Genomic DNA, 20,171 nt, shown 5'->3' with positions numbered 1-20,171 from the left:
GGACCCCGGACCCCCACCCACCGGGCAAACGCGCCGCCGGGGCGGGGCACCCGCGCCACCAAGCCCGTCCGGCGATTGAGGACAAAACCCGCACCCGGAGCGCCGCGCCGCCCGCGGGGCACCCGCACAAACAAGCCCGTCCGGCGATTGAGGACGGAACCCCGAGCCACAGACAGGGGCAAGGCACAGAACCCCCGCCCCCGCCGTACGCTCGTACACATGACGACTGACGTACCCCTCCCCGCCCCCGGACGCGAGATCCAGACGCTGGACACCCTCTTCCCCGAGCAGGCCGAAGCCGTCGCGGAGCTCCTCGCCGAGGCCGCGCGGTCCGACGGCCGGCAAGCCGTCTCCGAGCAGGGGCGGCTGCAGCTGCGGGGCGGGCACCGGGAAGGCGTGCGGCACTTCCTGCTGACCGCCGGCGGCACGCTGGTCGGGTACGCGCAACTGGAGGACACCGACCCCGTCGAGGCACCGGCCGCCGAGCTGGTCGTGCACCCCTCGCACCGCGGGCACGGCCACGGGCGGGCTCTCGGGGCGGCGCTGCTTGCCGCCACCGGCAAGCGCCTGCGCGTCTGGGCGCACGGCGGAAAGTCCGCGGCACGACACCTCGCGCAGGTGCTCGGCCTCTCACTGTTCCGCGAACTGCGGCAGCTGCGACGCCCGTTGACCCCGCTGAACATCGCGGAGCCGGCCCTGCCCCCGGGTGTCACCGTCCGCACTTTCGTGCCGGGCGAGGACGATGCCGCGTGGCTCGTCGTGAACAGCGCCGCTTTCGCCCACCACCCCGAGCAGGGGTCACTGACCCAGCGCGACCTCGACGACCGCAAGGCGGAGCCGTGGTTCGACCCGAAGGGCTTCTTCCTCGCCGAGCGCGCGACCGATGACGGCGGCACCGAGCTCATCGGCTTCCACTGGACGAAGGTGCACGCCGACGAGCAGCTCGGCGAGGTGTACGTGGTCGGCATCCGGCCCGACGCCCAGGGCGGCGGCCTGGGCAAGGCGCTGACCGCGATCGGGCTGCGCCACCTCGCCTCGGAGGGCCTGCCCACCGCGATGCTCTACGTCGACGCGGACAACACCGCGGCCGTGGCCGTCTACGAGCGGATGGGCTTCACCACCCACGAGGTCGACCTGATGTACCGCACGGAGTCCTGAGCCTCCCTCAACACCCCCAGGGGCGGCGCCGCTTGACGCCGCCCCTGCTTTGCGCCACCCTTTCACTACTCAATTAGTGAAAGGGGTGAACATGGCAGAGTCCGCAGCGGTCGAGTTCCGCATCGACCGGCGCAGCGGCGTCGCCACGTACCTCCAGATCGTCCAGCAGACCAAACAAGCCCTGCGGCTGGGGCTGCTGGAGCCCGGCGACCGGCTGCCCACCGCCCGCGAGGTCGTGGAGGCCACCGCCATCAACCCGAACACCGTGCTGAAGGCGTACCGCGAACTGGAGCGCGAGGGTCTCGTCGAGGCGCGGCGCGGCCTCGGCACTTTCGTCACCCGGGCCCTCGGCGGCGCGGCGGCGGCCGACGACGCCCCGCTGCGCGCCGAGCTCACCGACTGGGCCCGCCGGGCCCGCGCCGCCGGCCTGGACAGGGACGACGTGGGCGCGCTCTTCACCGCCGTACTGGACAAGACGTTCGAGGGGGATCACACCGGATGACAGGCGCTGCGATCGAGGCCGTGGGCCTCGGCATGACCTATCGGAGCAGGGGCGGGAGCCGGGTGCTGCACGACTGCTCGTTCCGGCTGCCCGCCGGACGCGTGTGCGCGCTCGTCGGGCCCAACGGGGCCGGCAAGTCCACCCTGCTGGGCATCGCCGCGGGGTTCCTGCGGCCTGCGGAGGGAACAATACGGGTGCTGGGCCTGACGCCCGCCGACGCCCGCGCCCGGATGGCCTTCGTGGCCCAGGACAAGCCGCTGTACCCGCAGTTGACGGTCACGGAGACGCTCTGGGCGGGCGCCGAGCTGAACCCCGCCACCTGGGACCGGGCCACCGCCGAACGCATCACGGAGCCGCTCCCCGGCGGCGCGAAGGTCCGCACCCTGTCGGGCGGTCAGCGCACCCGGCTCGCCCTGGCCCTCGCGCTGGGCAAGCGGCCCGAACTGCTGCTCCTGGACGAGCCGATGGCCGACCTCGACCCCCTGGCACGGCACCAGCTGATGGGCGCGCTGATGGCGGAGTCCGCCGAGCACGGCACGACCATCGTGATGTCCTCACACATCCTCACCGAGCTGGAGGGCGCCTGCGACTACCTGCTCCTCGTCGACGGGGGCCGTATCCGCCTCGGCGGTGAGACGGACGACCTGATCGCCGCGCACACCCTGCTCACCGGCCCGGTGGGCGACCTCGCCCCGCACACCGTGGTCGAGTCCCGCACCACGGGGCGGCAGCTGACCGCACTCGTCAGGAGGGAGGGCCCGGTGGACGCGTCCGCCGGCTGGGAGACAGCGGAGCCGTCACTGGAGGAGCTGCTGCTGGCGCACCTGCGGTCACCGGACGCGCCACCGCTGCTCACGCCGAGCGCGGACGGCCCGGCCCGCGAGGCGGTGAGCGCCGCATGAGCACCCTCGCCCTGCGCGGCCCGGCCCGCATCGTCGTACTCCAGCACCGCCGCGCCCTGTGGATCGCGGGCGCCCTCGCACTCGCCGGGGTCGCCATGCTCATGACGGCAGTGTGGTGGAACTCCGGCCCGGCTGACACGTACACGGACAGCGGGTGCTCCTACATGGACACCTCCCCACGCTGCCTCGCGGCGCTCGACGACGTCCTCAGCCACCAGGCGTGGCTCAGGGACGTGCTGCGCTACACGGGCACCGCCATGATGGTGCTGCCCGCGGCCATCGGCGTGTTCGTCGCCGGTCCGATGATCGGCCGGGAGCTGGAGAGCGGCACGTACCGGCTGGCCTGGTCCCAGTCCGTCTCCCCCGCTCGCTGGCTCCTCACCAAGCTCACCGTTCCGGCGGCGATCACGGTGGTGGCGGTGCCGGTGCTCTCGGCCGTGTACGCCTGGTGCCGGACCTCCCCCGACACCGACCGCCCGGCCTGGTACGACACGAGCGTGTACGCCGCGACGGGCACTCTGCCCACGGCCTCGGCCCTGCTCGGCATCGCCCTCGGCGCGCTCGCCGCGCTGCTGGTGCGCCGCACGCTCGTCGCCATGAGCGTCACGGCCCTGGTGTACGGGGCGGTGGCGCTCGCGCTCGGCGCCGTACGCGACAGCCTGTGGGCGGTCACCACGGTGGTCACGCCGCTGAACGCCACCCCGGCCGGTCTTCCGGGCAGCACCCTGTTCGTCGGGAGCGGGCTGATGGCGGGAGAGCAGCAACTGCCCGGCGAAACCTGCTACCGGGACCCCGTGCCCGAGCTGGTGAACCGCTGCCTGGCCGACCACCACGTCACCGGCACGTACACCGACTACCACCCCGCCTCGCACTTCTGGCCTCTCCAGCTGGTCGGGACGGGCATCGTCCTCGTCCTCACCGCCGCCGCCGTCGCCCTCGCCTTCCGCGTCCTGCGCCGCCGCCACGCCTGACCGGAGGACCGCACGGAGCCGTGCCCGGGGAGCCGAACCGTCCCCCGGGCACGGCCACACCGCTTCCTGCATGTCATGTCGCCGTTACCGGGCATTCAGACGCCCTTGCGACCCTCTCAGGATGCAGCCAGCTGTGCCGACCCCCCGCAACGGGAGAAATCCCGGCGGAGAGCGCGCCGACCACGCGATCTCCGCGATCTCATCCCTCTCCGACGCGCCTCCGGAGCACTCCACGCGGAAGAATGGGCCCATGAGCCAGCAGCCCAGCTCCGAGGTCCCGGTCCAGCCCACCGCCCAGCCGTCCGTCGGCTCCCTCGCCGCGCACCGGCCGCACGCCACCCCGTCGTCCTCGTCCGCCGCCCTGTCCACAGCGGCCGACCTGGATCCCGAGCTCGACGCCGACGCCGACGCGTACGAGCCCGACGTCGACGGGGACGAGCTGCCGCAGGGCCGGTTCCTCGACCGGGAACGCAGTTGGCTCGCGTTCAACGAACGCGTTCTGGAACTGGCCGAGGACCCTGCGACACCGCTCCTCGAACGGGCTAATTTCCTCGCCATCTTCGCTTCGAACCTGGACGAGTTCTTCATGGTCCGGGTGGCCGGTCTCAAGCGCCGCATCGCGACCGGTGTCGCCACCCGGTCCGCGTCCGGCCTCCAGCCCCGCGAGGTCCTCGACCTGATCTGGACCCGCTCGCGCGAACTCATGGCGCGGCACGCCGCCTGCTACCAGCAGGACGTCGCCCCCGCCCTGTCGGACGAGGGCATCCAGCTGATCCGTTGGCCGGAGCTGACCGAGAAGGAGCAGGCCCGCCTGTTCACCTTTTTCCGCCAGCGCGTCTTCCCCGTGCTGACCCCGCTGGCCGTCGACCCGGCGCACCCCTTCCCGTACATCTCCGGCCTCTCGCTCAACCTCGCCGTCGTCGTACGCAACCCGGTCAGCGGCCACCGCCACTTCGCCCGCGTCAAGGTGCCGCCGCTGCTGACCCGCTTCCTGGAGGCCTCGCCGCAGCGCTACGTCCCCATCGAGGACGTCATCGCCGCCCACCTCGAAGAGCTCTTCCCCGGTATGGAGGTCCTCGCGCACCACATGTTCCGGGTCACCAGGAACGAGGACCTGGAGGTCGAGGAGGACGATGCCGAAAACCTCCTCCAGGCCCTGGAGAAGGAGCTCATGCGGCGCCGCTTCGGCCCGCCGGTCCGCCTCGAGGTCGAGGAGTCCATCGACCCGTACGTACTGGACCTGCTGGTCCGCGAGCTGAAGGTGTCCGACGCCGAGGTCTACCCGCTGCCCGGGCCGCTCGACCTCACCGGACTGTTCGGCATAGCGTCGCTGGACCGCCCCGAGCTGAAGTTCCCCAAGTTCATCGCCGGCACGCACCGCGACCTGGCCGAGGTGGAGTCCGCCTCGGCGCCCGACATCTTCGCCGCCCTGCGCGAACGCGACGTGCTGCTGCACCACCCGTACGACTCCTTCTCCACCTCCGTCCAGGCGTTCCTGGAGCAGGCGGCGGGCGACCCGGACGTCCTCGCGATCAAGCAGACGCTGTACCGGACGTCGGGCGACTCCCCGATAGTCGACGCCCTGATCGACGCCGCCGAGTCCGGCAAGCAGGTCCTCGTACTCGTCGAGATCAAGGCCCGCTTCGACGAGCAGGCCAACATCAAGTGGGCGCGCAAGCTGGAAGAGGCGGGCTGCCACGTCGTCTACGGGCTCGTCGGCCTCAAGACGCACTGCAAGCTCTCCCTCGTGGTCCGGCAGGAGGGCGACACCCTGCGCCGGTACTCGCACGTCGGCACGGGCAACTACCACCCCAAGACGGCCCGGCTGTACGAGGACCTCGGGCTGCTCACCGCCGACCCGCAGGTCGGCGCGGACCTCTCCGACCTCTTCAACCGGCTCTCCGGCTACTCGCGCCGCGAGACCTACCGCCGCCTCCTGGTCGCCCCGAAGTCGCTGCGCGACGGACTGATCGTCCGGATCAACAAGGAGGTCGCTCACCAGCGGGCCGGCCGCCCCGCCTACGTACGCATCAAGGTCAACTCGATGGTGGACGAGGCGATCATCGACGCCTGCTACCGGGCCGCCCAGGCGGGCGTCCCCGTCGACATCTGGGTCCGCGGCATCTGCGCGATCCGCCCCGGCGTCACCGGTCTCTCCGAGAACGTCCGGGTGCGCTCCATTCTGGGCCGCTTCCTCGAACACTCCCGGGTCTTCTCGTTCGGCAACGGCGGCGAACCCGAAGTCTGGTTCGGCAGCGCCGACATGATGCACCGCAACCTCGACCGCCGTATCGAGGCCCTGGTCCGGGTCACCGACCCCGCGCACCGGGCCGCTCTCAGCCGGCTCCTGGAGACCGGCATGGCCGACACCACCTCCTCCTGGCACCTGGGCCCCGACGGGAACTGGACCCGGCACGCCACGGACGCGGAGGGCCGGCCGCTGCGCCACGTACAGGAAATGCTCATTGACGCCCGGAGGCGCCGGCGTGCGACGCCCTGACCACCAGACACAGGCGGCCGTGACCGCGGGATCGGTGCTCGCACCGTATCTGCGGGCCCAGGCCGCGGACTTCCTGCGCAGCCTGCGCCTGCACCGCGAGAGCAGTGCCCCCAGCGACGCCGGACCCCAGGCCGCCGAACAGGCCGCCTGGGCCCTGCGCCGCTCGTCCCGCCGCATCAGCGGCACGCTGCACACCTTCCGCGCCGCGCTCGACCCGCTCTGGGCCGAGCACCTGCGCACCGAACTGGCCTGGCTGTCCGGCACGCTCGCCCGCGAGCACGCGTACGCCGGCCGGCTGACCCGGCTCCTCGAAGCACTGCACGGCCTGTCGGGGGCTGCCCTGCCGACGGCCCGTGCCGAGGCCGGCGGCGCCGTCGCCGTCGTCGACAAGGAGCGCGCCGTCCTCGGCGTCGGCGCGGCGCGCGCCGGCGCACTGCTGGAACGGCAGCTGACCCTCGCCCGGACCCGCGCCCACTCCGCGGCGCTCCAGGCGCTCGGGTCCTCCCGGTTCCACGCCGTGGCCGACGCGGTCGCGCTGCTGGCCTCCGAGGTGCCACTGTCCGCCGAGGCCGCCGAACCCGCCGACGAGCTGCTGCGCGGGCCCGCCGACCGGGCGGAGCAGCGGATGCTGGGCGCCGTCGCGGCGCTCCCCTCGGACGAGACGGCCGAGCCGTACAACGAGGCGCACGACGCACCCTGGCACCAGACCCGGCTGCTGCTGCGCCTGCACCGGTACGCCCACGAGGTGGTGCGGGGCGCCCCCGATCCGGTCCTGGCCGGTCCCGGTCACGCGCTCGATCTGCACCGGGACGCGGCGGAGGCGGCCGCGGCGGCCTCCGCGGCCGCCCGCACGCCCCGCATCGCACCGACGACCGCGTATGCCCTGGGGGTGCTCCACGCCGACCAGCGCCACGAGGTGGAGGCGGCGCGGTCGGTCTTCCGGGAGAGCTGGCCGTACGCGACGACGGCGGCGATCCGGCCATGACCCGGGCGGTGGGCGGCACGGTGCGGGCGGCGGGCTGTGTGCTGTGGCGCCGCCCGCCCGCCGCGGCCGACGAGGGCGTGGAGCTCTGTCTCGTACACCGTCCACGTTATGACGACTGGTCGTTCCCCAAGGGCAAGCTGAAGCGCGGCGAGTCCCCGCGGGACGCCGCCCTGCGCGAGGTCCTGGAGGAGACGGGCCACCACTGCGTGCCGGGGGCGGTGCTGCCCCTGGTCCGGTACGTCGCGAACGGCCGGCCGAAAGAGGTCACGTACTGGTCGGCCGAGGCCACGGCAGGCGCCTTCGTACCGAACAGTGAGGTGGACGGCGTGCTGTGGCTTCGCCCTGCCGCCGCCCGCGCCCGCCTGACCCAGCCCCGCGACCGCGATCTGCTGGACGCGGCCCTGCGGACCCTGCCGCGCGCGTAGCGGGTCCGGCCGCCCCGCCCCCGACGCGCGTAGCGGCTCCGGCCGCCCCGGCCCCGTCCCGTGGGTGAGGGCGGGCCCCTCGGCCCCCATGTGTGGCGTCCGCCCCAGGGGCCCGCCGGGCGGAACCAGGCCGCCCGACACGGTTCACCTCCCGTTCACTCACCCCCGCAAGCCACTTCACCTGTTCTGCCTAATTTCGGCAGTGCACGGTGCGAGGAACACACCGCACCGGACAGGACTTCCGCTCCACCCATCACCTCGCACGCCGTCGTAGACCGAAACCACCGCGGCGGCTCCTGGAAGGAACACCCGAAAGTGAAGCTTCAGCGCAAGAACCGGCTTCGTGCCACCGCGCTCGGTGCCCTCGCCGTCTCCGGCGCCCTGGTCCTCACGGCGTGCGGTTCGGACAACAACAGCGGCGGCGACACCGGCGGGAGCGGCGGCCAGACGAAGGCCGCGTCGAACGTCAAGTGCGACGGCGCCAAGGGTCAGCTGCGCGCCTCCGGGTCCAGCGCCCAGAAGAACGCCATGGACCTCTGGGTCAAGGAGTACATGGCCGCCTGCTCCGGAGTGGAGATCAACTACAACTCCTCCTCGTCCGGCGAGGGCATCGTCGCCTTCAACCAGGGCACCGTCGGCTTCGCCGGCTCCGACTCGGCGCTGAAGCCCGAGGAGGTCGCCGACTCGAAGAAGATCTGCAAGACCGGCCAGGGCATCAACCTCCCGATGGTCGGCGGCCCCATCGCGATCGGCTTCCACCTCGACGGTGTCGACAGCCTGACGCTGGACGCCCCCACCCTCGCCAAGATCTTCGACACGAAGATCAAGAAGTGGAACGACGAGGCCATCGCCAAGCTGAACCCGGGCGCCAAGCTCCCGGACAAGGCGATCCAGCCCTTCCACCGCTCCGAGGACTCCGGCACCACCCAGAACCTCGGCAAGTACCTGGGTGCCGCGGCCCCGAGCGACTGGAAGTACGAGGCCGAGAAGAAGTGGCCGGCCCCCGGTGGCCAGGCAGCGTCGGGCTCCTCCGGTGTCGCCACCCAGGTGAAGCAGGTCGACGGCTCGATCGGTTACTTCGAGCTCTCGTACGCCGCCTCGCAGCAGATCACCACGGTGGACATCAACACCGGCGGCGCCACCCCGGTCAAGGCCTCCTCGGAGAACGCCTCCAAGGCCATCGCCGCCGCCAAGGTCAAGGGCACCGGCAAGGACCTGGCGCTCGACCTCGACTACACCACCAAGGCCGAGGGCGCGTACCCGCTGGTCCTGGTGACGTACGAGGTCGTCTGCGACACCGGAAACAAGGCAGACACCCTCGGCACCGTGAAGTCCTTCCTGACCTACACCGCCTCCGCGGACGGCCAGAAGCTCCTCACCGAGGCCGGCTACGCCCCGATCCCCGACGCGATCAACGCCAAGGTCCGCGAGACGGTCGCCGGCCTCTCGTAACCCGCACACCCCGCACGACGAACCACGCACGACGCAACAGGCGGCCCGGTCCGGCGCACCTCTCCGGACCGGCGCCCGCCACCCCGACCCATCCGGTGCACCGCCGCCAGGGGAGCTCTCCGCTCCCCCACACAGACCGGAAAGACCATGGCTTCCACCACGCAGACAGAAATTCCACCGGCCCCGCCGGGCAGGCGCACCCGCGCCAGGTCCACCGGCCGCGCCGGTGACAAGATCTTCCTGGGGCTCTCCCGCGGCTCGGGCATCCTGCTGCTCGTGCTCATGGCGTCGATCGCCGTGTTCCTCAGCTACCGCGCCGCGATCGCCATCTCCAAGGACGAGGGCAACTTCTTCACCACCCTCGACTGGAACCCGGCCGGAAGCCCGCCCGTCTTCGGCATCGCCGTCCTGCTCTTCGGGACCGTCGTCAGCTCGATCATCGCGATGGCCATCGCGGTTCCGATCGCTGTCGGCATCGCCCTGTTCATCTCGCACTACGCACCGCGCAGGCTCGCCGGCGTGATCGCGTACGTCATCGACCTGCTCGCCGCGGTGCCCAGCATCGTCTACGGCATCTGGGGCGCGCTCGTCCTCGTGCCGTACCTCGAAGGCCTCAACCTCTGGCTCGACCAGTTCTTCGGCTGGACGTACCTCTTCGAGAAGACCGAGATCGGCGTCGCCCGCTCGCTCTTCACCGTCGGCATCCTGCTCGCGATCATGATCCTGCCGATCGTGACCAGCGTCAGCCGCGAGGTCTTCCTCCAGGTACCGAAGATGAACGAGGAGGCCGCGCTCGCGCTCGGTGCCACCCGCTGGGAGGTCATCCGCCTCTCGGTGCTGCCCTTCGGCCGCTCCGGTGTGATCTCCGCCTCGATGCTGGGCCTCGGCCGTGCGCTCGGCGAGACGATGGCCGTCGCCACGGTCCTGTCGCCGAGCTTCCTCATCTCGCTGCACGTGCTCAACCCGGGCGGCGGGACGTTCGCCCAGAACATCGCCGCGAAGTTCGGCGAGGCCGACGCGTTCGGGCGCGACGCCCTGATCGCCTCCGGCCTGGTCCTCTTCGTCCTCACCCTGCTGGTCAACGGCGCCGCGCGGCTCATCATCGCCCGCCGCAAGGAGTACTCGGGGGCCAACGCATGAGCCACGCATCCACCAGCGTCCAGGACCGCCCGGTGCCGACCCCGCCCGCGCCGACGGGCAGCCTCAGCAGCCGCACCCTGCCCCGCCTGGCCCCGCTCGGCTTCGCCGTCGTCTCGATCGCCCTCGGCACCGGCATCGGCGCGGCCGCCGGCTGGCACAGCCGCGTCCAGTGGGGCCTGATCTCCGCGCTGCTCTTCCTGACGATCTCTTACGTCGCGACCAGCGTCGTGGAGAACAGGCGCCAGGCCAAGGACCGCCTCGCCACCAGCCTCGTCTGGGTCTGCTTCCTGATCGCCGTCGTCCCGCTGGCCTCGCTCCTGTGGACGACCATCAGCCGCGGCTCGGAGCGCCTGGACGGCTACTTCCTGACCCACTCGATGGCCGGTGTCCTCGGGCCCGAGGCCAGCGGCGGCGTCTACCACGCCCTGATCGGCACGCTGGAGCAGGTCGGCATCGCCACGCTGATCTCCGCCCCGCTTGGCCTGCTCACCGCGGTCTACCTGGTGGAGTACGGCAAGGGCGCGCTGGCCAAGGCCGTCACCTTCTTCGTCGACGTGATGACCGGGATCCCGTCCATCGTCGCCGGTCTGTTCATCCTCTCGATCATGCTGATCGCGGGTCTTGAGCCCTCCGGCCTGATGGGCGCCCTGGCCCTGACGATCCTGATGATCCCCGTCGTGGTCCGCTCCACCGAGGAGATGCTGAAGCTCGTACCGAACGAGCTCCGCGAGGCCTCCCTCGCCCTCGGCATCCCCAAGTGGCGCACCATCCTGAAGGTGGTCCTGCCGACGGCGATCGGCGGCATCGCCACCGGCGTCATGCTCGCCGTCGCCCGCATCGCCGGCGAGACCGCGCCGATCATCCTGCTGGTCTTCGGCAGCCAGCTGATCAACCCGAACCCCTTCGAAGGCGCCCAGTCGTCACTGCCGTTCTACATCTACGAGCAGTACAAGATCGGGGAGGCCGCGTCCTACGACCGCGCCTGGGCAGCGGCCCTGGTCCTGATCGCCTTCGTCATGATCCTCAATCTGGTGGCCCGCGGCATCGCCCGCTGGAAGGCCCCCAAGACCGGCCGATAGGGCCAGCAGAAAGCAGTGATTCAGATGGCCAAGCGCATCGACATCAGCGGCCTGTCCGCCTTCTACGGCAGCCACAAGGCGATCGACGACATCTCCATGACCGTGGAGCCCCGCTCCGTGACCGCCTTCATCGGCCCGTCCGGCTGCGGCAAGTCCACCTTCCTGCGCACCTTGAACCGGATGCACGAGGTCACCCCCGGTGGCCGCGTCGAGGGCAAGGTGCTGCTGGACGACGAGAACCTGTACGGATCGAACGTCGACCCGGTCACCGTGCGCCGCACGGTCGGCATGGTCTTCCAGCGCCCGAACCCGTTCCCGACCATGTCGATCTTCGACAACGTCGCGGCGGGCCTGCGGCTGAACGGCAAGTACCGCAAGAGCGCCCTCGGCGACATCGTGGAGAAGTCGCTGCGTGGCGCGAACCTCTGGAACGAGGTCAAGGACCGGCTGAACAAGCCCGGCTCCGGCCTCTCGGGCGGTCAGCAGCAGCGGCTGTGCATCGCCCGCGCCATCGCGGTCGAGCCCGATGTGCTGCTGATGGACGAGCCGTGCTCCGCCCTCGACCCGATCTCCACCCTGGCCATCGAGGACCTGATCGGCGAGCTCAAGGAGCGCTTCACGATCGTCATCGTGACGCACAACATGCAGCAGGCGGCCCGGGTCTCGGACCGCACGGCGTTCTTCAACCTCGCGGCGGTCGGCATGCCCGGCAAGCTCGTCGAGATCGACGAGACGGAACGCATCTTCTCCAACCCCTCGGTCCAGGCCACGGAGGACTACATCTCCGGCCGCTTCGGCTGAGGGCTCCCAAGGACGGCCTTGGGGTGCTGCATGGCGGTGCCACCACAAGGCGAAGGGTCCGCCCCGCTCTCCATGAGGAGGGCGGGGCGGACCCGTTCGTACGGTCTGCGGGGCCGTTACCCGAAGATCAGCGCGACGATCCCGTAGCTCGCGGCGGCGACCAGCGCCGCCGCCGGCATGGTGATGAACCACCCGAGGATGATGTTCTTCGCGACACCCCAGCGCACCGCGTTCACGCGCTTCGTGGCGCCGACACCCATGATCGCCGAGGTGATGACGTGCGTCGTGGAGATCGGCGCGTGGAACAGGAACGCCGAGCCGAACATGATCGAGGCCCCCGTCGTCTCCGCGGCGAAGCCCTGCGGCGGGTCCAGCTCGATGATCTTCCGGCCGAGCGTACGCATGATGCGCCAGCCACCGGCGTACGTGCCCAGCGACAGCATCAGCGCGCAGACGAGCTTCACCCAGACCGGGATCGGGTCGCTGTACGTCTCGTGGCCGGAGATGACCAGGGCCATCACCACGATGCCCATCGTCTTCTGCGCGTCCTGGAGACCGTGCCCGAGCGCCATGCCCGCGGCCGAGACCGTCTGCGCGATCCGGAATCCGCGCTTGGCCTTGTGCGGGTTGGACTTCCGGAACATCCACATGATGGCGACCATCACCAGATAGCCGACCACCAGGCCGATCACCGGCGAGATGAACATCGGGATGACGACCTTGTCGAGCACCCCGCTCCAGTGCACCAGCGTCCCGCCGGCCAGCGCCGCGCCGACCATTCCGCCGAACAGGGCATGGGAGGACGACGACGGCAGGCCGAAGTACCAGGTGACCAGGTTCCAGATGATCGCGCCGACCAGTGCGGCGAAGAGGATTCCCATCCCCTTGTCGCCCGTGGGCGTCGCGATCAGGCCCTCGCTGACGGTCTTGGCGACCCCGCTGCCGAGGAACGCGCCGGCGAGGTTCATCACCGCCGCCATGGCCAGGGCCGCACGGGGCGTGAGCGCCCGGGTGGAGACCGACGTGGCGATGGCGTTCGCCGAGTCGTGGAAGCCGTTGGTGTACGTGAAGCCGAGCGCGACGCCGATGGTCACGACCAGCACAAAGGTGTCCACGTGGTTCAGGACTCCTTGACCGCGATGGTCTCCACCGTGTTCGCGACGTGCTCGAACGCGTCGGCAGCCTCTTCCAGCACGTCCACGATCTGCTTCAGCTTCAGCACCTCTATGGCGTCGTACTTGCCGTTGAAGAGCTGGGCGAGCAGCTTGCGGTGGATCTGGTCGGCCTGGTTCTCCAGGCGGTTGACCTCGATCCAGTACTCGGTGAGGTTGTCCATGGTCCGCAGGTTCGGCATCGCCGCGGCGGTCAGTTCCGCCGCCCGCGCCAGCACCTCGACCTGCTGTTCGACACCCTTCGGGAGCTCCTCGACCTGGTACAGCACGACCAGGTCGACGGCCTCCTCCATGAAGTCCATGATGTCGTCGAGCGACGAGGCCAGGTTGTAGATGTCCTCGCGGTCGAACGGCGTGATGAAGGAGGAGTTCAGCTGGTGGAAGATCGCGTGGGTGGCATCGTCCCCCGCGTGCTCCGCTGCCCGCATGCGCTCCGCGATCTCGACTCGGGAGGCAGAATCCGCCCCGAGCAGTTCCATGAGGAGTTTCGAGCCCGTGACGATGTTGTCCGCGGAGGCGGAGAACATGTCGTAGAAGCTCGTCTCCCTGGGGGTCAGACGAAAGCGCACGTGGGGTCCTCGGGGTGCTTTGGATTCGGTCAGGCTGATGCTAGGCGCATCATCCGGCCACGGCTAACCGGCATTCTTCAGTGTCGCGCATCAGGCACAGTGATCAGCACGGGGCCCCGGTCACGTTTCAGCTGAATTCGTTAGGATATACCCACCAGGGGTATCTAAACGGCAGGGTAAGGGAAAAACGGGAGGCAGCAATGACCACCACCGAGGCCACCGAGGCGGACCGCTCGCCCGACGCGACGGGCGGAGCGGGCACGGCCGAGGCCACGGCTCCCGCCGAAGCGATCGTGACCGACCACGACCGGGGGATACACGGCTACCACCACCAGAAGGCCGAGCACCTCAAGCGCCTGCGCCGCATCGAGGGCCAGATCCGCGGACTGCAGCGCATGGTCGACGAGGACGTCTACTGCATCGACATACTCACCCAGGTCTCGGCGTCCACCAAGGCGCTCCAGTCCTTCGCGCTCCAACTGCTGGAGGAGCACCTGCGCCACTGCGTCGCCGATGCCGCGGTCAAGGGCGGCGAGGAGATCGACGCCAAGGTCGAGGAGGCCACCAAGGCCATCGCCCGCCTGCTGCGCACCTGATCAGAGGTCGACAGCGCACCGGCCGCCCGCCCTGTCACCCCCGGTGATCCGCCTGCCGGGGGACGGTGGTGCGCTCGGTGTTCACCTTCACGTCGAGCACCTCGTCGATACGGTCCGCGCTGAGCCGCTCCCCGATGGCCGCGGACGCCGCGATCATCAGCTCCCCGCAGAGCTCGATCTCGGCGAGGGCCACATGGTCCGATACGGTCCGCGGGCTGAGCGTCACCACGTCACTCACCTCTCACTGCCGTCGCCGGCTTCCCAGGGTAGGGACCGCGGCACACACCGCGCATGGCACGGACGGACCATTTCGCCGCCGCCGGATGGCTAGGGCCTTCCGTCCGGATCACGCCGTTCCTGGGTCGATCTCTCCGGTGTAGATGTCACGCGCGTCCGGCAGCGGTACGGAGACCACCACCCCGAACCCGTACAGAAGCGTCGTCGACACCACCTCGCGCGCCTCTCCCTCGTTGGCGAAGCTGAAACGGTGACGCACCTTGCGCAGCCGGCCCTGCTCGTCCAGATAAGCGTCGAACGACACCGTGTCCGTGCGGAAACCGTTCGCCGCCGCCGTCAGCGCACCCCGTGAAGCAGCCGAGGCCCGGCGCGCGGCCCGCCCGATGTCCGTGGTCCCCCGGTAGTGCCGCACCGTCACCCCGGCCAGGTCGGTCTCGCCCACGTACGTCACCGCGCTCACCCCGCCCAGCAGCTCGGCCGCGGCCATCGGATCGGTGGCCCCGCCGGTCACCAGGTTGCCGTCCGCCAGCGCCGTCGTGTCGATCCTGACCCACTTGTCCGCGGGCACTCCGGCACCGCGGTTCATCATGTAGAGCGCGCCCGGCGCCAGCAGCTCCGTGATGGGCCGGTGCTCGTCCTCGCCCGCCGGGTCCTGCGGCAGCACGACCTTGAGCCGGCCGGACTGGGTACGGAAGTCGTACGCGCCCTTGCCCCTGATCGTCACCCGGGTGCCGCCGGCCGCCGTCTCCAGGGACGTGCTGACCTCCGCGCTCCCGGCCCGGTGCCCGGCCCCGTTCCCCGCCGCGAGCACCGCCGCCGCCCGTCGCACCGCTGCGACGGCGCCGGGACCTGACCGGTCGTCGGCCGCCGCACGGTCCCCGCCCCCGCCGGCCCCGGCGCACCCGGAGGCCGCGACCATCACGCCCACCACGGCGAGGGCGCACACAGCGCGCGTCCCGCCTCCGGACCTGTGCTGCTGCACCACCATCGCCTGCCAACCCCCAACGCCGACCGCCTGCCCGAGCTCCCCACCCGTTCCGCATAACGACCGCCCGTGCCCCTCGTAACGCCGCTCGCACACCACTCACCGCCGGACGGCCCTGCCCAGTACCTTGGACGCGTGTACGACCAACACACCGCCGAGGTCCCGCCGGCCGTGCCGCCGGCCCGGCCCGCCCATGAAGCCACCACCGTCGAACGCGGCTCGTTCTGCACCGCCCGCTGCACCTGCGGCTGGTCGGGACCGGCCCGCCGCTCCCGCGACCGGGCCCGCACGGACGCCGAGGACCACCGCACCGCCCCGGCCTGACCACCGGCCCTCCGCCCCGTCCCCTCCCCCCACCCCGGAGGTCCGATGAACCTGCCCAACCGGCGCACCGTCCTGACCGCCGGCGCCGCGGCCGTACTCACCGGCGCCACTGCCCTCGCATGCGACGACCCCGGCCCCGGCGCCCCCGCCGCCGGCCCCACCCCGGCCACGTCGGCCGCCACGACCGGCGCCCCCGCCACCCCGTCGAAGACCTCGCCCCCCGTTCCGGCGGACTGGCCCGCCCTGGGCAGCAGCCTCGCCGGGCACCTCGTACGCCCCGACGACGCGGCCTACCCGACCGCCCGTCAGCTCTACAACACCCGTTACGACGGGCAGCGGCCGGCCGCGGTCGCCTACGTCCGGCACGAGGCGGACATCCGGGAGTGCCTGGCGTTCGCCCGCCGCAGCGCCGTACCGGTCTCCATCCGCAGCGGTGGCCACTCCTACGGCGGGTGGTCGAGCGGCAACGGACGACTGGTCATTGACGTCTCGTCACTGAACCGCGTCGACCGGAACGGCACCATCGGCGCGGGGGCCCGGCTCCTCGACGTCTACCAGGGCCTCGCCGCGCACGGCCTGACGATCCCCGGCGGCTCCTGCCCCACGGTCGCCATCTCCGGCCTGACCCTCGGCGGCGGTCACGGTGTCGCCTCGCGCGCGTACGGCCTGACCTGCGACAGCCTCACCGGCGCGACGATCGTCACCGCCGACGGCAGGACGCTGACCGCCGACGCCAAGCACGACCCGGACCTGTTCTGGGCGCTGCGCGGCGCGGGCAACGGCAACTTCGGCATCGTCACCGAACTCCGCTTCCGAACCCGCCCCGCTCCGCAGACCGTCTCCGCGTACATGTCCTGGCCGTGGTCGCGCGCCCGGGCCGTGGTGACGGCCTGGCAGGAGTGGGGCCCTGCCCAGCCGGACGAGATCTGGTCCGCCGCACACGTCGCGGCGGGGCCGGGCGGCGGAAACCCGACGGTCTCGGTGTCGGCGTTCAGCCTCGGCACCTACGGCGATCTCCAGAACGCCGTCGACCGCCTCGCCGACCGGATCGGCGCCTCCGCGTCCTCGGTGTCCCTGCGCCGCCGCAGCTACCAGGAGGCGATGCTCGTGTACGCGGGCTGCTCGGGCATCACCGACGCCCAGTGCCACCTGCCCGGCACCACACCGGGCCGCGATCCGCAGGGTTCGCTCCAGCGCGAGACGTACGCGGCGGCGTCCGACTTCTACGACCGCTCGCTGCCTCCGGAGGGCGTCCAGGCCCTCCTCGACCGGACCGAGGCCTTCACCCGGCTCGACGGAAGCCAGGGCGGCGGCGGATCGGTGGCGCTCACCGCGCTGGGCGGCGCGGTCAACCGGGTCGACCCACAGGCCACCGCGTTCGTCCACCGCGGTTCGCGGATGCTCGCCCAGTACATCGGCGCGTGGCGCGCGGGAACTGCAGGCACCGCGCAGCAGAAGTGGCTGAAAGACACCCACTCCGCGCTGCGCCCCTACGCCTCGGGGGCGGCCTACCAGAACTACACGGACCCGGCCCTGACGGACTGGCGCAAGGCCTACTACGGCCCGGCGCTCGCCCGCCTCGACGAGGTGAAGAAGCGGTACGACCCGGAGGGGTTCTTCACGTACCCGCAGTCACTGTGACGTGGGTGGGACCCGGAGGGACCGCCCTCACTCCCGCACCCCGGCCGCTGTGACGTAGGCCTCGGGCTGACCGCCCCTCACCCGACGCCGAGGGCGGGACAGCCCTCAGGCGGCGAGCCCTTTCTCGCCTTCCGAGCCGCCCCCCGAGCCGGGGCGCGGCTCGGGGATCCCGAGCGCATCGCCACCGTCGTCGGCCTCTGCCGCGAGCGGACTGCGTGACCTGACCAGCCTGCCCAGCCGGCCCGACCGTGAGACGGCGCCCACCAGGGGGGTCAGGAGCATCATCGCGAGCGGGGCGAGGAGCAGCGCGGCGGCCGTGCCGAGCGCGAAGCCGCCGATGACGTCGGTCGGGTAGTGCACGCCCATGTAGATCCGGCAGAACCCCTCCAGCAGGGCGAGCCCGATCGCCGCGATGCCGAACTTCCGGTTCGCCACGAAGAGCCCGACGCCGAGGGCCATCGCCATGGTCGCGTGATCGCTGACGAAGGAGAAGTCGTTCTTCCCGTCCACCAGGACGTCCAGCCCCTGGTGGTCCTTGAACGGCCGCGGCCGTTCCACGAATCCGCGGATCGGGATGTTGATCAGCAGGGCGATCCCGGCCGCGAGCGGCGCCCAGACGAGGCCGGCGACGGCGCTCACCGAATCCTCGGCCGTGCCGCGCCGGCGGACACTCCACCAGCACCACACGACCACCAGGACCATGCCGAGCATGATCCCGTATTCACCGACGAACTCCATGACCCGGTCGAACCAGGTGGGAGCGGCCTTCGCGAGCCCGTTGATGTCGTAGAGCAGGCTGACATCGGGGTTCGACCCATCCAGTGCGAGTCCAGCCATCTGCCGCGGCCCCTTGCCTTGTCTGCTGCTGCTGCTGCGGCACACACCCATGTGCGCCGCTATGACGAACCCCCGTGTTCGGTTCGGTCACTTACGTGCGTGGGGCGACGCTAGGTCAATGGCTGCGGCCCCGGTCCCACCAGAGAACGACGCGTCCCGTGCGTACGTTCCACTCTCTACCGAATGATCACCATGACGTTATCGAAGAGTGACTCATCGTCGCAGCTCAGGGCCCAGGCTTCACAGAGAGTTCCGGCCACCGACGCCCGCATGTCAGGCCGCCGGCTGCGCGGTCGGAAGGGCCGCGGCACCGTCCTTGGTGACGCGTGTCGCACCGAAGTAGTCGGGCGTGTCGATCTTGTCGAACCGGATGACGGCTCCGGTGTACGGAGCGTTGATCATGTATCCGCCCCCTACGTACAGGCCGACGTGGTGAATGGCCCGGGAGTTGGCCAGGTCGTCGGAGAAGAACACCAGGTCCCCGGGGAGCAGCTCGTCCCGCGAGGGGTGCGGACCGGCGTTGTACTGATCGTTCGCCACGCGGGGCAGCTCGATGTCGACGGTCCGGTACGCCGCCTGGGTCAGCCCCGAACAGTCGAACCGCCCGCCCTGCTCCGGAGTGCCGTTCCCGCCCCACAGATACTTCGTACCGAGCTTCTTCTGGGCGAAGTAGATGGCGCCCGCGGCCTGCTGAGAGGGCTGCACCCGCCCGACGGGCCGGGCGAAGCTCTTCTCCAGGGTCCGGATGATCTTGACGTAGTTCTGCGTCTCCGCGATGGCGGGGACCCCACCCGACTTGATGACCCGGTACGCACCGGCGTTGTAGGCGGCCAGCATGTTGTCGGTCGGGTCCCCGGGCACCTTCTTCACGTACCCGGCCAGCTCGCAGTCGTACGAAGCGGCGGACGGGATCGCATCGGCGGGATCCCAGACGTCCCGGTCCCCGTCGTTGTCCCCGTCGACCCCGTGCGAGGCCCAGGTCCCCGGGATGAACTGCGCGATGCCCTGAGCGGCGGCCGGACTCTGCGCACGCGGGTTCCAGCCGCTCTCCTGGTAGAGCTGCGCGGCGAGGAGGGCGGGATTGATGGCCGGGCAGAGGTTGCCCCACTTCTGCACAAGGGGCTGGTACTTGGCCGGCACGGCCCCCTTGGCCAACGCCACGGCCCCACCCCCACCCGCGCCACCGAGGCCGGCGGCGGCGGAGTACGTACCGACGACGAGCAGCGCCACGAAGAGCATGGCGACGCCGGCGCCGATCCCACCTGCCATCCAGTATTTCCGCACCCCTCAACCATCCCCCATCGGGGAGGGGTTCATGGGTGTTTTCGACGGTGTGTACGAGTCATTGGGGTCACTGATGAGCCATCAGGACGCGCCGGCGGACCAGAAGTCGGAGTGGACGTTGGGGCGGGGGATCACTTCGGCCCCCGCGTAGCTTGGTCCTGGTGGCTCCGCAGCTGGCTCAGCCACCTCTGCCTCTCGGACACAAGGGCTGTCAACCTCGAAAAAGACTTGCCCTGCACCTCCAACAATCAGGCTTACGCCGAATCCATCCCTCGTCTGCGCAAAGATGGCCGGCACCTCCAGATCATCGTTGACCGCCTTGATCCTGTAATGGCTCTTTCGCCAAAATCGATCGACCAGCCCCAGGAGGCTCCCGCGGCGCTCCGCAGAAACGACGGTCATCACAGCACGCCTGCGGGTTACGTCACAGACACCCGTGGTTGTCGGGCCATGCACCCACTGAACCTCCGGGTGAATCTCCGCAAGGACCGCATCTAGAATTCCATCGGCATGCTCGGCGGCCGTTTGCATGTCCATGCGATCACTACCTCTTCCGCTCGGTTTCCCGCCACCGCTGACGCATGAGGCAGTTAACATACACAAGATCAGCA

21 protein-coding genes are annotated in these 20,171 nt (G+C 70.7%); 14 read left to right on the top strand and 7 right to left on the bottom strand.

Translation table 11 applies throughout. The features are described from left to right. Positions 1 to 219 precede the first annotated feature (219 nt). The 11 genes from mshD to pstB all read left to right on the top strand — a co-directional run bounded on the left by mshD (position 220) and on the right by pstB (position 11,915). Complete coding sequence (mshD, locus tag ABZ434_RS32790; protein WP_359144576.1) at positions 220 to 1,158, top strand: mycothiol synthase; 939 nt, start codon at positions 220 to 222, stop codon at positions 1,156 to 1,158. A 91-nt stretch (positions 1,159 to 1,249) separates the two neighbouring features. Beyond that, entirely contained in the window at positions 1,250 to 1,660 is a 411-nt protein-coding gene (locus ABZ434_RS32785; RefSeq protein WP_328895362.1) for a GntR family transcriptional regulator, read from the top strand. Beyond that, complete coding sequence (locus ABZ434_RS32780) at positions 1,657 to 2,562, top strand: ABC transporter ATP-binding protein (protein ID WP_359144572.1); 906 nt, start codon at positions 1,657 to 1,659, stop codon at positions 2,560 to 2,562. Before ABZ434_RS32785 ends, ABZ434_RS32780 begins: the two co-directional genes overlap by 4 nt. Continuing rightward, on the top strand, positions 2,559 to 3,533 hold the full coding sequence (locus ABZ434_RS32775) for a hypothetical protein (protein WP_359144569.1): 975 nt from the start codon (positions 2,559 to 2,561) through the stop codon (positions 3,531 to 3,533). Before ABZ434_RS32780 ends, ABZ434_RS32775 begins: the two co-directional genes overlap by 4 nt. 250 nt (positions 3,534 to 3,783) lie before the next feature. Beyond that, complete coding sequence (locus ABZ434_RS32770) at positions 3,784 to 6,033, top strand: RNA degradosome polyphosphate kinase (protein WP_359144566.1); 2,250 nt, start codon at positions 3,784 to 3,786, stop codon at positions 6,031 to 6,033. Beyond that, positions 6,020 to 7,018, top strand: a complete 999-nt coding sequence (locus ABZ434_RS32765) for a CHAD domain-containing protein (RefSeq protein ID WP_359144562.1) — start codon at positions 6,020 to 6,022, stop codon at positions 7,016 to 7,018. The genes ABZ434_RS32770 and ABZ434_RS32765 overlap by 14 nt, the downstream gene beginning before the upstream one ends. A gap of 8 nt (positions 7,019 to 7,026) precedes the next feature. Beyond that, positions 7,027 to 7,443 carry an NUDIX hydrolase gene (locus ABZ434_RS32760; RefSeq protein WP_359144585.1) on the top strand — a complete coding sequence of 139 codons (417 nt, stop codon included), beginning with the start codon at positions 7,027 to 7,029 and terminating at the stop codon, positions 7,441 to 7,443. 315 nt (positions 7,444 to 7,758) lie between these two features. Continuing rightward, complete coding sequence (gene pstS / locus ABZ434_RS32755) at positions 7,759 to 8,895, top strand: phosphate ABC transporter substrate-binding protein PstS (protein WP_359144559.1); 1,137 nt, start codon at positions 7,759 to 7,761, stop codon at positions 8,893 to 8,895. Positions 8,896 to 9,042: 147 nt separating this feature from the next. Further along, positions 9,043 to 10,035, top strand: a complete 993-nt coding sequence (pstC, locus tag ABZ434_RS32750) for a phosphate ABC transporter permease subunit PstC (RefSeq protein ID WP_359144556.1) — start codon at positions 9,043 to 9,045, stop codon at positions 10,033 to 10,035. Continuing rightward, on the top strand, positions 10,032 to 11,114 hold the full coding sequence (gene pstA / locus ABZ434_RS32745) for a phosphate ABC transporter permease PstA (RefSeq protein WP_359144553.1): 1,083 nt from the start codon (positions 10,032 to 10,034) through the stop codon (positions 11,112 to 11,114). Before pstC ends, pstA begins: the two co-directional genes overlap by 4 nt. A gap of 24 nt (positions 11,115 to 11,138) precedes the next feature. Then, entirely contained in the window at positions 11,139 to 11,915 is a 777-nt protein-coding gene (gene pstB, locus ABZ434_RS32740) for a phosphate ABC transporter ATP-binding protein PstB (RefSeq protein ID WP_359144550.1), read from the top strand. A 116-nt stretch (positions 11,916 to 12,031) separates the two neighbouring features. Here the strand turns inward: pstB and ABZ434_RS32735 are convergent, their stop codons facing one another. After that, entirely contained in the window at positions 12,032 to 13,030 is a 999-nt protein-coding gene (locus ABZ434_RS32735) for an inorganic phosphate transporter (protein WP_359144547.1), read from the bottom strand. 5 nt (positions 13,031 to 13,035) lie between these two features. After that, a complete protein-coding gene (locus ABZ434_RS32730; protein ID WP_359144544.1) occupies positions 13,036 to 13,656 on the bottom strand; it encodes a DUF47 family protein in 621 nt (206 codons plus the stop codon). A gap of 200 nt (positions 13,657 to 13,856) precedes the next feature. Between ABZ434_RS32730 and ABZ434_RS32725 the strand changes: the two genes are divergently transcribed. Next, positions 13,857 to 14,252, top strand: a complete 396-nt coding sequence (locus ABZ434_RS32725; protein ID WP_359144541.1) for a metal-sensitive transcriptional regulator — start codon at positions 13,857 to 13,859, stop codon at positions 14,250 to 14,252. Between the two features lie 34 nt (positions 14,253 to 14,286). Here the strand turns inward: ABZ434_RS32725 and ABZ434_RS32720 are convergent, their stop codons facing one another. Both ABZ434_RS32720 and ABZ434_RS32715 read right to left on the bottom strand, forming a co-directional pair. Beyond that, complete coding sequence (locus tag ABZ434_RS32720; protein WP_359144538.1) at positions 14,287 to 14,481, bottom strand: hypothetical protein; 195 nt, start codon at positions 14,479 to 14,481, stop codon at positions 14,287 to 14,289. Positions 14,482 to 14,598: 117 nt separating this feature from the next. Continuing rightward, positions 14,599 to 15,477, bottom strand: a complete 879-nt coding sequence (locus ABZ434_RS32715; RefSeq protein ID WP_359144535.1) for a hypothetical protein — start codon at positions 15,475 to 15,477, stop codon at positions 14,599 to 14,601. A 132-nt stretch (positions 15,478 to 15,609) separates the two neighbouring features. On the opposite strand from ABZ434_RS32715, the gene ABZ434_RS32710 reads away from it, so the two are divergent. Next, on the top strand, positions 15,610 to 15,798 hold the full coding sequence (locus tag ABZ434_RS32710; RefSeq protein ID WP_359144532.1) for a hypothetical protein: 189 nt from the start codon (positions 15,610 to 15,612) through the stop codon (positions 15,796 to 15,798). 45 nt (positions 15,799 to 15,843) lie between these two features. Then, on the top strand, positions 15,844 to 17,439 hold the full coding sequence (locus ABZ434_RS32705) for an FAD-binding oxidoreductase (RefSeq protein ID WP_359144529.1): 1,596 nt from the start codon (positions 15,844 to 15,846) through the stop codon (positions 17,437 to 17,439). Positions 17,440 to 17,544: 105 nt separating this feature from the next. Here the strand turns inward: ABZ434_RS32705 and ABZ434_RS32700 are convergent, their stop codons facing one another. The 3 genes from ABZ434_RS32700 to ABZ434_RS32690 form a co-directional block, all read right to left on the bottom strand. Further along, complete coding sequence (locus ABZ434_RS32700) at positions 17,545 to 18,276, bottom strand: phosphatase PAP2 family protein (RefSeq protein WP_359144526.1); 732 nt, start codon at positions 18,274 to 18,276, stop codon at positions 17,545 to 17,547. Positions 18,277 to 18,549: 273 nt separating this feature from the next. Further along, positions 18,550 to 19,545, bottom strand: a complete 996-nt coding sequence (locus tag ABZ434_RS32695) for a bifunctional lytic transglycosylase/C40 family peptidase (RefSeq protein ID WP_359144523.1) — start codon at positions 19,543 to 19,545, stop codon at positions 18,550 to 18,552. Positions 19,546 to 19,641: 96 nt separating this feature from the next. Next, positions 19,642 to 20,157 (bottom strand): hypothetical protein, encoded by a 516-nt coding sequence (locus ABZ434_RS32690; protein ID WP_359144582.1) that lies wholly within the window; start codon positions 20,155 to 20,157, stop codon positions 19,642 to 19,644. Between the last annotated feature and the right edge of the window lie 14 nt (positions 20,158 to 20,171).

Source organism: Streptomyces sp. NPDC005761 (assembly GCF_040630635.1).
Classification (GTDB): domain Bacteria; phylum Actinomycetota; class Actinomycetes; order Streptomycetales; family Streptomycetaceae; genus Streptomyces.
This window is presented reverse-complemented; position numbering and strand designations above follow the sequence as displayed.